Raw genomic sequence first — 12,464 nt, 5'->3', positions numbered from 1 at the left:
TTTTCAGAGAATAACAACCGTGCGCAGGAATTACCGTGCGCCGGTTGTCCGTCACTGAGTTTTCACGTCAGCCGTTTTCTGCCAGAATCGACATAGAGAGTCTGCGCATACTGAAACGGCTGAATCTGATACATCCCCTTCACTTTTGTTAAAGAGAGTCCGGACCGATGGGCAGTTCCCACGATCAATTTGTGAAATATCCGCGGACACCTCATCTGTTCGGCTCTACGGGGACGGCAGACGACAAACGGCTCAGCGAACAGGCTTCGCTGCAGTTCATTGCCGATCCGTCTCTCATCGTGGAGGAAAAGATTGACGGCACCAACGTCGGACTCCATTTCTCTCCCACGGGAGAACTCGTTCTGCAGTGTCGGGGGCACCTGATCAACGAAGGCATGCACCCGCAGTACGATCTGTTCAAACAATGGGCCATGGTCAAACGGCCGGTCCTGGAACAGATGCTGGAAGACCGGTTCATCCTGTTCGGCGAATGGGTCTATGCCCGGCACTCGATTCATTATCGCAGTCTGCCGCACTACTTCTTTGAATTTGACATTTACGATAAAGTACAACAGGTCTTTCTCAGCCTCGCCTGCCGACTGGAACTGCTCGCAGGCACCGGTATCGAAACGGTCCCCGTTATCCATACCGGTCCGCTGGCACGCAAAGATCTGGAGACGCTGATTGGCCAGTCCGCCTTTGACAGTGTCTTTGACAATCCACTTTCCAACAACACGGACAACCTGATGGAAGGCGTTTATCTCCGCACCGAAGCGGGCTCAGCCGTCACCGGCAGGTCCAAGTTTGTCCGTCCCGAATTTGTAGAAAAAATCAAACAGAGCAGCCACTGGCAACACCAGGCCATGGTTCCCAACCTGCTCTCCAAACAGGCAGATATCTGGTCATGAACTGGCAGACACTGACAACATCGACTCTGGAGGAGATCCTGCACTGGGCCGCTACGCAGCCCTGGTGCCAGGCGATGTCCGACTGCGCGCAGGATGCCCAGTGGCACGCCGAAGGAGATGTCTGGACGCATACCCAGCTCGTCTGCCGCCAGTTGCCGGAACTCAGTGAGTGGGCGACCCTGTCAAACCGGGAACAGTCCATCCTGATCTTCACCGCACTCCTGCACGATGCCGCCAAACCACTGACCACGCAACTCGATCCCGAAACCGGCCGCCTGCGTTCGCCTAAACATGCCGTGAAGGGAGAATACCTGGCGAGAAATATTCTGCGCGGACTGGGCTGCGACCTGGAAACCCGCGAAATCATCTGCCGACTGGTCCGCTACCATGGTCGTCCCGCTTTTCTGCTGGAAAAACCGAATCCGGAACAGGAAGTGATTTCCCTCTCCTGGCTGGTCAACCATCGTCTGCTCTACCTGTTCGCCCTGGCTGATACCCGCGGACGGGCGACCGACAGCATGTCGCGTCCCGAAGAACACCTGCGATTCTGGAAAATGATCGCCGAGGAACAGCACTGCTTCGATCAGCCCTATCCGTTCGCCAACGATCAGGCGAGATTCCTGTTTTATCACTCCCCCGAACCGAACGTGCATTATGTGCCCCACGAAGAATTCAACTGCACGGTCACAATGCTCTCCGGCCTGCCGGGCTCGGGAAAAGATACCTGGCTCGCGCGGCACCGCACGGATCTGCCTGTCGTCTCCCTGGATGATGTGCGCGATGACCTGGGTATTGAGCCAACAGACAACCAGGGAGAAGTCGTCCAACTGGCCAGGGAACGCTGTCGCGAACTCTTACGCAACAAGGCTGACTTCGCATTCAACGCTACTAACCTGTCCCGACAGATCAGAAAACGCTGGCTGCAGCTCTTCGCCGACTACGGTGCCCGTATCGAACTGATCTACCTGGAACCGTCGCTGGAAACGATATTGAAACAGAATAGTCAGCGTCCCCAGCCAGTCCCGGAAAAAGTCATACGCCGTCTCGTAGAAAAAGTCGAACCTCCCACCCTGACCGAGGCTCACATAGTGACTTACAGTGCACATTGAATCATTCTCTACGGTTGGAAATCCAACATGCTCTTATCCATCACAACGACACACGAACCCGCCAGCGATCTGAGCTATCTGCTCCACAAACACCCGGACCGTTTTCAGAGTTTCAATCTGAGTTTCGGCAACGCCCACGTGTTTTATCCCACGGTTTCCCAGGAACAGTGCACCGCCTGCCTGCTGCTGGACGTCGATCCGGTGGGGATGGTCCGTGGCAAAGGACATCACCAGTCGTTCCTGCTCGACCAGTACGTCAACGATCGGCCCTATGTCGCCTCGTCTTTTATGAGTGTCGCCCTTTCACAGGTCCTGGGATCCGCACTCAACGGACGTTGCAAGGATCGTCCGGAACTGGTCAGCACGCCGCTGCCGCTCACGGTACAGATCGCCGTCCTGCCCGTACGCGGCGGGGAAGAACTGATTCGCGAAATCTTCGAACCGCTGGGTTACGAAGTCGCCATCGAGTCATATCCGCTGGATGAACTGTTCCCGGACTGGGGTGAGAGTCCCTGTTACACAGTCACCCTGACAGGTACGAAAACACTTGCGGAACTGCTCAACCACCTCTATGTCCTGATCCCGGTCTTCGACAACCGCAAACATTACTTCGTCGGCGAGAACGAACTGGAAAAACTATTAGAGAAAGGAGCCGGCTGGCTGGCCGACCATCCCTTAAAAGATCAGATCAGCCGCCGCTACCTGAAGTATAAACCTAGCCTGTACCTCACCGCCCTGGCTCGTCTGGTCGAAGAAACCGAGACCGAAGAGACGGAACTGGAAAACGAAAGCGAAGAGACAGCAGAGGACCTCCCCGACAAAGCGGTTCCCCTGAACCAGCAGCGACTGGGCAGCGTAATGGCTGCCCTGCGTGCTTCTGGTGCGCAAAGTGTGCTCGACCTGGGCTGCGGCGAAGGAAAGCTGCTTTGCGAGCTGCTGGCCGATCGACAGTTCGAACAGATCGTCGGCTTGGATATCTCGGTCCGTTCGCTGGAAATCGCTGCGAAACGTCTCAAACTGAATCGACTGCCGGAACGACAGGCCCAACGGGTTAAGCTGCTGCACGGCTCGCTGACTTACCGCGATCGTCGTCTCGAAGGTTTCGACACCGCGGCTCTGGTTGAAGTGATTGAACACCTCGATCCGCCCCGTCTGGCGGCGCTGGAACGGATGCTGTTTGAATTCGCCCGTCCAAAAACCATCGTGCTGACCACACCGAACCGGGAATATAACGTGATGTGGGAAACCCTGCCCGCCGACCAGCTGCGTCACGCCGACCACCGGTTCGAATGGACGCGGACTGAATTTCAGACATGGGCCACGGGCATTGCAGACCAATTCGGTTACTCCGTCCGCTTCCTGCCCGTCGGACCGGAAGATAAAGCCGTAGGTGCCCCCACACAAATGGGAGTGTTTGAATTGAAGTCGCACACCGATACCTGATCACCGTGCCTTGAATTTCACTCGTTTACATTCTCATCCATTCAGGAACTCTAAAAACAGATTTCCTGCTTAACTTCAGACTCAGGCAATTATCAATTAATGGAAATCTCAATCCCGAAACTCTCTCTCGTCGTACTCGTCGGCCCCAGCGGGGCAGGCAAAAGTACGTTTGCGCGAAAACACTTCCTGCCGACTGAAGTCATCTCTTCCGATTTCTGCCGGGGGATGATCAGCGATGACGAAAACGACCAGAATGTCACGAAAGAAGCCTTCGAACTGCTGGGTTACATCGTCTCCCAACGCCTGAAATCCGGGCGGCTGACCGTCGTCGACGCCACCAACGTCCAGCAGGAGGCCCGGGCACAGTGGATCGAACTGGCGCGGAAGTACCACTTTCTGCCGGTCGCCATCGTGCTCAACCTGTCCGAAAAGATCTGTCATGCGCGGAACCAGGAACGCCCCGACCGTTCGTTTGGATCTCACGTGGTCCGCAATCAGCGCTCGCAGTTAAAACGCAATCTGAAACGCCTCCGTCGCGAGGGCTTCCGCTATGTATTTGAAATGGACTCGGTCGAACAGATCGATGCGGCTCGCCTGGAACGGGTCCCCCTCTGGAACGACCGTCGTGAGGAACAGGGCCCCTTCGACATCATCGGCGATATTCATGGCTGCTGCGACGAACTGGAACTGCTGCTCGCAGAGCTGGGCTATGCACCGACCTCCGTTGAGGAAGCAGATCCCCTGTGGGGCGATGTCTGTTATGCGCATCCCGAGGGGCGCAAGGTTGTCTTTCTGGGCGATCTCGTCGACCGGGGACCGCGGTCGCTGGATACGGTCCGTATCGTACGCAACATGGTCCAAGAGGGGACGGCCCTCTGCGTTCCCGGCAACCATGACATGAAACTGCTCCGCAAGCTGAAAGGGAAAGATGTCAAACTGACGCACGGACTCGCAGAAACGGTCGCTGAAATCGAAGCGCTACCAACAGAGACGCGGGAACCGTTCTGCCAGGCGCTGGCCGAATTCCTCGACAGCCTGATCAGTCATTTCGTGTTGGATCAGGGTAATCTGGTCGTGGCCCATGCCGGATTGACAGAAGACCTGCAGGGACGTGGCTCGGGGAAGGTCCGTTCATTCGCTCTTTACGGCGAGACGACAGGCGAAACCGACGAATTCGGCTTTCCGGTCCGCTATAACTGGGCCGCCGAATACCGAGGCGCTGCGCACGTGGTCTATGGTCACACTCCGGTTCCCGACCCGGAGTGGCTCAACCGCACGGTCAACATCGACACGGGCTGCGTCTTTGGTGGTTGCCTGACGGCACTCCGCTATCCGGAAAAAGAGTTCGTCTCCGTACCGGCGAAAGAAGTCTACTGCGAATACGCCAAACCCATGTATCGGAATACGGATGCAGCATCACAAACTGCTCAGCAGCAGTACGACGACCTGCTCGACCTGCAGGATGTCATCGGTAAGCGGTTTATCAGAACGCGTCTGCAGACGAACATCACCATTCGCGAGGAGAACGCGACCGCGGCCCTGGAGGTCATGAGCCGCTTCGCCGCCAATCCCAAATGGCTGATTTACCTGCCGCCAACGATGTCGCCCCCGGAAACATCTATGGAACCGGGACTGCTGGAACATCCGGCAGAAGCATTTGCGTATTTTCGCAACCAGGGAATCCCCCAGGTGATCTGCGAAGAAAAGCACATGGGTTCGCGGGCGGTGGTTGTCGTCTGTCGCGATCAGGAAACGGCCCGTCAGCGGTTCGGTGTGCAGGAAGCGGAACGCGGCATCGTTTACACACGCACGGGCCGGCGTTTCTTCAACCAGCCTGAACTGGAAGCCGCCTTCCTGGAACGGGTCCGCCAGGCTTTGAGTGCTGCAGACTTCTGGAATGAGTTCCAGACGGACTGGGCCTGCTTCGACTGCGAACTGATGCCCTGGTCAGCCAAAGCTCAGGCGCTGTTGCAGTCGCAGTACGCAGCCGTAGGAGCCGCGGGAAAAGCGGCGCTGCCCCCAGTCGTCGCTGCGCTGGAACAGGCAACTGCCCGGCTGACTGCTGACGAAGCCTCGCATGCTGCAGAAATCGCAAACCACTTCCGTAATCGGGAGACTGCGATCGAGGAATTCGTGCGCGCCTATCGCCACTATTGCTGGCCCGTGGAAACTCTGGATGATCTGAAGCTGGCCCCGTTTCACCTGCTGGCCACCGAAGGGCGAGTTCACAGCGACCAGAATCATGACTGGCACATGCAGACCATTGCACGCATCTGTGCGCAGGATGAGAATCTACTGCTGGCAACGCCGTCGTTGAAAGTCGATCTGACCGACAATGACAGCGTGCAGGCCGGCATCGACTGGTGGTCGGGATTGACAGGCACGGGTGGAGAAGGGATGGTGGTCAAACCCCTGGAATGGGTGCAGCGGGGTTCCCAAGGACTGGTGCAGCCCGCGATCAAGTGCCGGGGGAAAGAGTATCTGCGGATTATCTATGGTCCAGACTACGACGCGAAAGAAAATCTGACCCGCCTGCGCCAACGGGGTCTGCACCGCAAACGATCGCTGGCGCAGCGTGAATTCGCCCTGGGCATTGAAGCCCTGGAACGATTCGTGAACCGGGAACCGCTCAGGCGGGTCCATGAATGTGTGTTCGGGGTACTGGCTTTGGAAAGTGAGCCGGTCGATCCCCGATTGTAAAACTTCGCCCCCAGCGAAAACAGGAAGTGAAACCATGAACAAGCGCGTCCACTATCAACCGAACCTGATCTATTCTGACGGCACACAGGTGGTCACAGTCCGGGATATCATCGGACCGAACGGTCGTACGCAGCATCCGCGGGGATCGGTTGGTGTGGTAGTGCGTGCGCCGCGTGACCTGGATCACTCGTATCGCGTTAAGTTTCCGGATGGTGTCGAAGTTGCCCTCAAGGCAGACGAGCTGACCCTGCTCGCCCAATTCAAAGAGGGGGAGATCGGCAACAGCGAGATCAACGCAAACCGCAGCGACTTGTTCTCCCGCGTGATCTTCAAGTGCATCATTGGCTCCCGGGCCTTTGGTCTGGAGGATGAGCAGTCCGACACCGATTATCGCGGCATCTACCTGCCGCCCGCGGAGCTGCAGTGGTCACTGTACGGCGTTCCCGAACAGCTCGACTGTCATGAAACACAGGAAACCTACTGGGAGCTGCAGAAGTTTCTGGTCCTGGCTTTGAAAGCGAACCCGAACGTCCTGGAGTGCCTCTATACTCCCCTGGTCGAACAGGTCACGCCCCTCGGCCAGGAACTGCTGGATCTGCGGGAAATCTTTCTGACGCGCATCGTCTATCAGACCTACAACGGTTATGTGATGTCGCAGTTCAAAAAGATGCAGACTGATATCAAGAACCAGGGGAAGGTCAAATGGAAGCATGTGATGCACCTGATCCGGCTGTTGATCTCGGGAGTCACCCTCCTGCGTGAAGGCTATGTTGTCGTCGATGTGGGACCACACCGGGAGCAGCTGCTGGCCATCAAGCGTGGTGAACTCCCCTGGGACGAAACCGAGAAATGGCGGAAGAGCTTGCACAAAGAATTTGAGCAGGCGCTGGAGCAGACCAGACTACCGGCCCGCCCTGATTATGAAACTGCGAATAACTATCTCATCAAAGCGCGTCGACTGGCGACGCAGGAGGCACTGCCATGAACTTCGATCCCCGACTGGAACAACAGCTCAAGGAACATCCTTATCCTCTGCTGTTCGCCACTATCAGTGGATCGCATATCTATGGCTTTCCTTCTCCCGATTCTGATTACGATCTCCGTGGCGTACACATACTGCCGCTGGAGACCGTGATCGGTCTGCGAGAGGGACAGGTCACGGTGGAGCGTTCGCGCGTTGATGACGGTCTGGAAATCGATCTGGTCACACACGATGTGGGTAAGTTCTTTCAACTCATGCTCAAAAAGAATGGCTACGTGCTGGAGCAACTACTCTCGCCGCTGGTCCTGCAGGCCACTCCCGAGTATGAAGAGCTGAAAGCACTGGCGCCCGGCTGCGTGACCAGATATCACGCCTACCATTACCTGGGTTTCGCGGCCACGCAGTGGAAACTGTTCCAGAAGGAAGATCCGCCCCGGGTCAAACCCCTGCTCTACGTGTATCGGGTTCTACTCACCGGTCTGCATCTGATGCGCACTGGCGAACTGGAACCGAACCTGATCCTGTTGAATGAAGCAGCGCGGCTGTCCTACATCCCCGAACTGATCGAACGCAAGCTGGAAGGTTCTGAACGTTCCACGCTGGATGCCGCCGACATGGAGTTCCATGGACGCGAATACCAACGTCTTGTGGGGGAACTGGAACAGGCGATGGAAACCACCAGCCTGCCCGAAAAACCGAGTTCGGGTGATGCGTTGAATGATCTGCTGGTCCGGATCCGTCTGGCTCAGCGGAAAGGAACCTGATTCGCATTTTCAAACCAGTAACTGAAAGACGCTCGTTTTTATTTGAGAACGAGCGTCTTTCTCATTCAGGGTGCGTGAAATCTGCCACTTCGAATCGTACTCAGAGAATCGCACATTCACATTTGTATAAAATAAAACGTTAACAATTTTTTTGTTAAGTTCGTATAAATTATGTGATTTTTACTGACTCATTTCTGTTGAAGTCATCTTCTCTGAGTAAAATCGAGTAGAAACATGACTGATTTCAGGCACCCACGTTCACCAGGTGCAACGCGACAGGAACATTTATATGCGATCTGCAAATCTATTGTTGATCACGCTTTTTATCTATTGTGCCACCGGACTTTCTACAGAGCTAACTGCACAGGAACCCAAACAGGTAAAAGGCGAATACTACGGACTGAAATTTGACGGCCGAGACAGCTATGTCACTCTGCCCCATCTGAATTTCACTGCATGGAATACGTTTACCATCGAAGCCTGGGTCAAAGACTGGACCGGCCGCATCTGCTGCGAAGGCAAACAGGGAGATCCCGAGAACAGCATCTGGATTTCCATCCGGGCCAGCCGCCATTCTGCAGGCTGGGAAAGTAACAACGGGACCAATTATTCTACGCGCGTCGACCCGAACTCGGTCGAAGGCTGGGATCATGTCGCCATGATTTATACCGGCACCGAGCAGGTCATTTACGTCAACGGCAAAGAAGTGCATCGACAGAATGCCCCCAAGCCAGGTCCGTTTGTTGCAGATCGAAAATTCTTTCTCGGTGCCCAGGAAAAATGGGATGAGGAACAAACCAAGCCGGCAGCCCTGTTCGGCAAGGGAATCATGCGGATGTTTCGCGTCTCGAATGTCGTCCGCTATGACAAGGAATTTACTCCTGCTCAATCCTTTACACCGGACGCGAATACAGAGCTGCTGCTCGATTTCTCAAAGCCTGACCAGACCACGCTTGCGGATGTCTCCAAACACAAACGGAACGGTACCATCCACGATGCCAAGTGGGTTCTACTGACTGAAGAATAAACTCAGTCTGCCTGCGAATGGTTGCAGTCTGTTAGATTCACCATCTCCGGACCACAGCAGCCCGACTGTGCGTAGAGTTCATCTTTCGCATCTGCTTTCAACACGACGAACACTTCCCACTTATGACCATCGGGATCCACGGCCCAGACTTTGTCCTGCACGGCATAACAACAGGTGGTCGCCTCTTCCGTGATGGTTTTAATCCCGGCGGCCTGAAATCGTTCGATGGCAGCATGCACTTCCGCTACGGATTTCACCTGGATCCCAAAGTGAGCTGAGCCCCCTTCAACGGTGACGTCCCCCTCCACTTCATTCAGGGTCAGATTTACCGAAGGATCCACCGGTTCAAATTTCGCATAACGGGGACGTTCCTTGCTGGGAGCCACCCCCAGCAGCAGTTCGTAAAACTTTTTTGACTGCGCCAGATCGGAAACCGTCAAGGCGACATGCACACGGAAATTACCCGGAAAGTCGACAGCTGATTCCTGAGTCATCATGATCTCCCTCGTATTGAAACTGAACCTAAGCAGATTCGTCAGCCAGAAAGGCCTGGATTTTGGTTTTGATTTCATCCCGCACACGACGGAATGTTTTCATTTTTTCTTCATCGGTTCCCGTCGCATCAGCGGGATCATCAAACGGCCAGTGCAGGGTTTGGGTCGCTCCCGAGAAAACCGGGCAGGATTCTTTTGCGTTATCGCAGACCGTCACCACCAGATCGAACTGTTGTTCGGTAAACTGATCGAGATGCTTACTGGTATTCTCTGACAGATCGATATCCAGTTCCCGCATCGCTTCAATCGCCAGGGGATGCACATACCCCGAAGGCTTCGAACCAGCCGACTCCGCCTCCCATTCTCCTTGTCCTAAAAACTCCCAGAGCTCTTCGGCCATCTGGGAACGACAGGAGTTACCGGTACATAACACTAATACGCGTTTCATCATAGTTCCTTATCAAGATCCAGCTTTATAATAAGTTTGTGTATCCGTCGTTAATCATTCAGCGGTTTGACTGCTGTCGGCTTCAGAATTCACCGCACACGTCTGATGTGGAAACCAGTCCTGCGTTTTAAGACAGAACCTGACCAGCGTGAGCATGAGCGGCACTTCAATTAACACGCCCACCACGGTTGCCAGCGCTGCCCCCGAAGAAAGTCCGTAGAGCATCGTGGCCGTCGCAATCGCCACTTCAAAGTGATTGGAAGCGCCGATCATCGCAGTCGGTGCTGCGTTTTCATAGGTAAGCCCCAGCACTTTTGACAAAAAGTATCCCAAGGCAAAAATCACAATCGTCTGGATCAACAGCGGGATCGCAATCCAGAGAATCGTCAGGGGATTACTGAGAATTGTTTCTCCTTTGAAAGAGAACAGCAGGATCAGAGTGACCAGCAGAGCCGTAATTGTGACTGGTGTGAGCGTATGCAGAAACTTTTCCTTGAACCAGACTTCCCCTTTCGTGGCCATTAACCATTTTCGAGAGAAGAACCCGGCAACCAGAGGGAATGCGACATAAACTCCAATGGAAAGCAACAATGCCTGCCAGGGAACAGGTAGTTTTCCCACCCCCAGCAGAAAGCCGCCCAGAACACCGAATAACAACAGCATCGTCAGCGAATTGATCGCCACCATGACCAGCGTATGCCCATCGTTGCCTTTCGCCAGAAAACCCCAGACCAGTACCATGGCAGTACAGGGGGCGATCCCCAACAGAATGCAGCCTGCCAGATAGCTGCGCCAGAGAGGCACTTCCAGCATTTTCACCCCATCTACCAGCACGACTTTACCGGCACCGTAGACGGCTCCCACATCGAGATCGAGTCCGAACGGCATTTTAACATAGTCCACCGCGTCGGGACCAATGAACTGGTAAAACAGTGTTCCCAGGAAAAAACTGGCAATCGCATACATCGAAAAGGGTTTAATCGCCCAGTTGATAAACAGGGTCAGGCCAACCGGACGCACCGCTTTGCCGGCTTTCAGAACTTCGGCAAAATCGATTTTGACCATGATCGGATACATCATGAAGAACAGGCAGACCGCAATGGGAATCGACACCACGGGAGCTTCGTTGACATAAATCGCCATGCTGTCCAGTTTGAGGGCAATCCCGGGAGCCAGTTTTCCCAGTACAATCCCGGCCACAATACAGAGCGCGACCCAGACGGATAGATAGCGTTCAAAGAAGCTGATCCCCTGACTGGAAGTAACTCCTGCGCTGTTGGCATCTGCAGACATTTCGTCTTTGCTCCTCGTGCTACACCATGGCGATTACGCCATATAGCCATATTTAGTTTAAAAAAATTACTCGAGTGACTGTTTCCGGGCTTCCAGGTCAGACAGTAGCACCGTTTCCATGCAGGAAAAGAATCCATCCAGACAGCCGCAGGTCACTCGATAATAATTGAGCGCCCCTTCTTTGCGGGCTGCGACCAGCCCTACTTCTTTCAAAATTGCCAGATGCTTGGAAACCGTAGACTGATCTGCTCTCACCTGTTCGGTCAGATCTCCCACGCACAACTCCTGAGTCTGGAGCAGATCCAGCATCAGCAGCCGACTGGGATGAGCCATCGCCTTGGCGATTTTGGCCCGGGCTTCATATTGTTGGCGTGTTTTTTCTTTCATGGCAATATGACCATATTACCCCTTTCCGTCCTAAACGTCAACACTCAAAATGCGATCGGTTCAATCAGAAAACTGAGCCAGGAGAAATCTTTGAAGCACGGGCACATGACTGCGTTCCGGTTCTTTCACGGAAGTCACCAGCGTCAACCGGGGTTGTGAGAGTTCGGCGATCCGCTCCTGTAGTTCAGGCAGACGCTCCTCCAGTTCCACCCGATAGCGTACTGTAAACTCATGATATTGATCGGAATGACTGTGAAACCATTTCCGTAATTCGTTGGAGCGAGCCAGCTCTTTCGCCCAGACATCAATGGCGGCTTTCTCTTTGGCTACACCACGGGGCCAGAGACGGTCAACAAGCACCCGCAAGCCATCCGCGGTTTGGGCTTTATCGTAAACCCGCTTGATCTGGATCCTGCCGGTCATGGGATCGCTCTTAGAAAGAGTCTGGGATCAGGCGTCAGGGACTTCGAGGCGACAGCAGCCAAAGTCGAGATGCTGTTTGCCCGCTTTGCTGACGGCGGCAACTTCAGGATGCAGATTGTAGACGACGAACCGTCCCTCTTTGCGTTTCGTGACCAGTCGGGCGTGATACAGAATCCCCAGGTGATGCGAAATATTGACCACTTCTTCTTCGAGTGCTTCGGCGATCTGACTGACCGTCCGTTCGCCATCACGAAGCAGGTCAATGATGCGGAGCCGAATTGGCTCTCCCAATGCTTTCAGTTTTTCAGCACACAAGTCGGATTGGAGCCGATCTTTAGACATGTTGTTACCATCGCTGCAAGACAGGAAATCCTCCCCTGTTCCTTCATCAGGCGGACAGCCGCGGCAATCAGCCTGCGCGGGGATTCTGGACCTGATTGTAGCATAAACACCGCGCAGGGACAGCTCCAGTAAATGGGAAACCTG

At 54.7% G+C, this 12,464-nt stretch carries 13 protein-coding genes; 7 read left to right on the top strand and 6 right to left on the bottom strand.

The window, feature by feature from the left end; genetic code table 11:
• The first annotated feature begins 167 nt into the window (after nt 1-167).
• The 7 genes from F1728_RS23805 to F1728_RS23775 all read left to right on the top strand — a co-directional run bounded on the left by F1728_RS23805 (nt 168) and on the right by F1728_RS23775 (nt 8,933).
• Nucleotides 168-908, top strand: a complete 741-nt coding sequence (locus F1728_RS23805) for an RNA ligase family protein (RefSeq protein ID WP_155366156.1) — start codon at nt 168-170, stop codon at nt 906-908.
• Nucleotides 905-2,017, top strand: coding sequence for an AAA family ATPase (locus tag F1728_RS23800; protein WP_155366155.1), 1,113 nt, complete (start codon nt 905-907; stop codon nt 2,015-2,017). The genes F1728_RS23805 and F1728_RS23800 overlap by 4 nt, the downstream gene beginning before the upstream one ends.
• A 27-nt stretch (nt 2,018-2,044) precedes the next feature.
• Nucleotides 2,045-3,460, top strand: a complete 1,416-nt coding sequence (locus F1728_RS23795; RefSeq protein WP_155366154.1) for a 3' terminal RNA ribose 2'-O-methyltransferase Hen1 — start codon at nt 2,045-2,047, stop codon at nt 3,458-3,460.
• A gap of 99 nt (nt 3,461-3,559) precedes the next feature.
• The gene (locus F1728_RS23790) at nt 3,560-6,160 is read left to right on the top strand and encodes a polynucleotide kinase-phosphatase (protein ID WP_155366153.1); all 2,601 of its coding nucleotides are present in this window, start codon (nt 3,560-3,562) and stop codon (nt 6,158-6,160) included.
• Nucleotides 6,161-6,194: 34 nt separating this feature from the next.
• Entirely contained in the window at nt 6,195-7,145 is a 951-nt protein-coding gene (locus tag F1728_RS23785; protein WP_155366152.1) for a nucleotidyltransferase domain-containing protein, read from the top strand.
• Nucleotides 7,142-7,906: a nucleotidyltransferase domain-containing protein gene (locus F1728_RS23780; protein WP_155366151.1), complete on the top strand. Its 765-nt coding sequence runs from the start codon at nt 7,142-7,144 to the stop codon at nt 7,904-7,906. The genes F1728_RS23785 and F1728_RS23780 overlap by 4 nt, the downstream gene beginning before the upstream one ends.
• 289 nt (nt 7,907-8,195) lie before the next feature.
• A complete protein-coding gene (locus F1728_RS23775) occupies nt 8,196-8,933 on the top strand; it encodes a LamG domain-containing protein (RefSeq protein WP_155366150.1) in 738 nt (245 codons plus the stop codon).
• Between the two features lie 2 nt (nt 8,934-8,935).
• Here F1728_RS23775 and F1728_RS23770 read toward each other — a convergent pair whose 3' ends face one another.
• The 6 genes from F1728_RS23770 to F1728_RS23745 all read right to left on the bottom strand — a co-directional run bounded on the left by F1728_RS23770 (nt 8,936) and on the right by F1728_RS23745 (nt 12,320).
• Entirely contained in the window at nt 8,936-9,430 is a 495-nt protein-coding gene (locus F1728_RS23770; protein ID WP_228030321.1) for an ArsI/CadI family heavy metal resistance metalloenzyme, read from the bottom strand.
• 25 nt (nt 9,431-9,455) lie between these two features.
• Nucleotides 9,456-9,875, bottom strand: a complete 420-nt coding sequence (locus tag F1728_RS23765) for an arsenate reductase ArsC (protein WP_145188815.1) — start codon at nt 9,873-9,875, stop codon at nt 9,456-9,458.
• Between the two features lie 54 nt (nt 9,876-9,929).
• A complete protein-coding gene (gene arsB / locus F1728_RS23760; RefSeq protein WP_155366149.1) occupies nt 9,930-11,168 on the bottom strand; it encodes an ACR3 family arsenite efflux transporter in 1,239 nt (412 codons plus the stop codon).
• Between the two features lie 66 nt (nt 11,169-11,234).
• On the bottom strand, nt 11,235-11,555 hold the full coding sequence (locus F1728_RS23755; RefSeq protein WP_155366148.1) for an ArsR/SmtB family transcription factor: 321 nt from the start codon (nt 11,553-11,555) through the stop codon (nt 11,235-11,237).
• Nucleotides 11,556-11,615: 60 nt separating this feature from the next.
• Complete coding sequence (locus F1728_RS23750; RefSeq protein ID WP_155366147.1) at nt 11,616-11,978, bottom strand: DUF488 domain-containing protein; 363 nt, start codon at nt 11,976-11,978, stop codon at nt 11,616-11,618.
• 27 nt (nt 11,979-12,005) lie between these two features.
• Complete coding sequence (locus F1728_RS23745) at nt 12,006-12,320, bottom strand: ArsR/SmtB family transcription factor (RefSeq protein WP_145042370.1); 315 nt, start codon at nt 12,318-12,320, stop codon at nt 12,006-12,008.
• Nucleotides 12,321-12,464: the final 144 nt, after the last annotated feature.

The organism is Gimesia benthica, assembly GCF_009720525.1.
GTDB classification, from domain to species: domain Bacteria; phylum Planctomycetota; class Planctomycetia; order Planctomycetales; family Planctomycetaceae; genus Gimesia; species Gimesia benthica.
Note: the sequence above shows the minus strand (reverse complement) of the source record. Positions and strands in the feature narration are given on the sequence as shown.

Bases quoted from the DNA above. Each gene is read 5' to 3' on its own strand.
- F1728_RS23805 (WP_155366156.1), top strand. From the start codon at position 168: ATGGGCAGTTCCCACGATCAATTTGTGAAATATCCGCGGACACCTCAT.
- F1728_RS23800 (WP_155366155.1), top strand. From the start codon at position 905: ATGAACTGGCAGACACTGACAACATCGACTCTGGAGGAGATCCTGCAC.
- F1728_RS23795 (WP_155366154.1), top strand. From the start codon at position 2,045: ATGCTCTTATCCATCACAACGACACACGAACCCGCCAGCGATCTGAGC.
- F1728_RS23790 (WP_155366153.1), top strand. From the start codon at position 3,560: ATGGAAATCTCAATCCCGAAACTCTCTCTCGTCGTACTCGTCGGCCCC.
- F1728_RS23785 (WP_155366152.1), top strand. From the start codon at position 6,195: ATGAACAAGCGCGTCCACTATCAACCGAACCTGATCTATTCTGACGGC.
- F1728_RS23780 (WP_155366151.1), top strand. From the start codon at position 7,142: ATGAACTTCGATCCCCGACTGGAACAACAGCTCAAGGAACATCCTTAT.
- F1728_RS23775 (WP_155366150.1), top strand. From the start codon at position 8,196: ATGCGATCTGCAAATCTATTGTTGATCACGCTTTTTATCTATTGTGCC.
- F1728_RS23770 (WP_228030321.1), bottom strand. From the start codon at position 9,430: ATGATGACTCAGGAATCAGCTGTCGACTTTCCGGGTAATTTCCGTGTG.
- F1728_RS23765 (WP_145188815.1), bottom strand. From the start codon at position 9,875: ATGAAACGCGTATTAGTGTTATGTACCGGTAACTCCTGTCGTTCCCAG.
- arsB (WP_155366149.1), bottom strand. From the start codon at position 11,168: ATGTCTGCAGATGCCAACAGCGCAGGAGTTACTTCCAGTCAGGGGATC.
- F1728_RS23755 (WP_155366148.1), bottom strand. From the start codon at position 11,555: ATGAAAGAAAAAACACGCCAACAATATGAAGCCCGGGCCAAAATCGCC.
- F1728_RS23750 (WP_155366147.1), bottom strand. From the start codon at position 11,978: ATGACCGGCAGGATCCAGATCAAGCGGGTTTACGATAAAGCCCAAACC.
- F1728_RS23745 (WP_145042370.1), bottom strand. From the start codon at position 12,320: ATGTCTAAAGATCGGCTCCAATCCGACTTGTGTGCTGAAAAACTGAAA.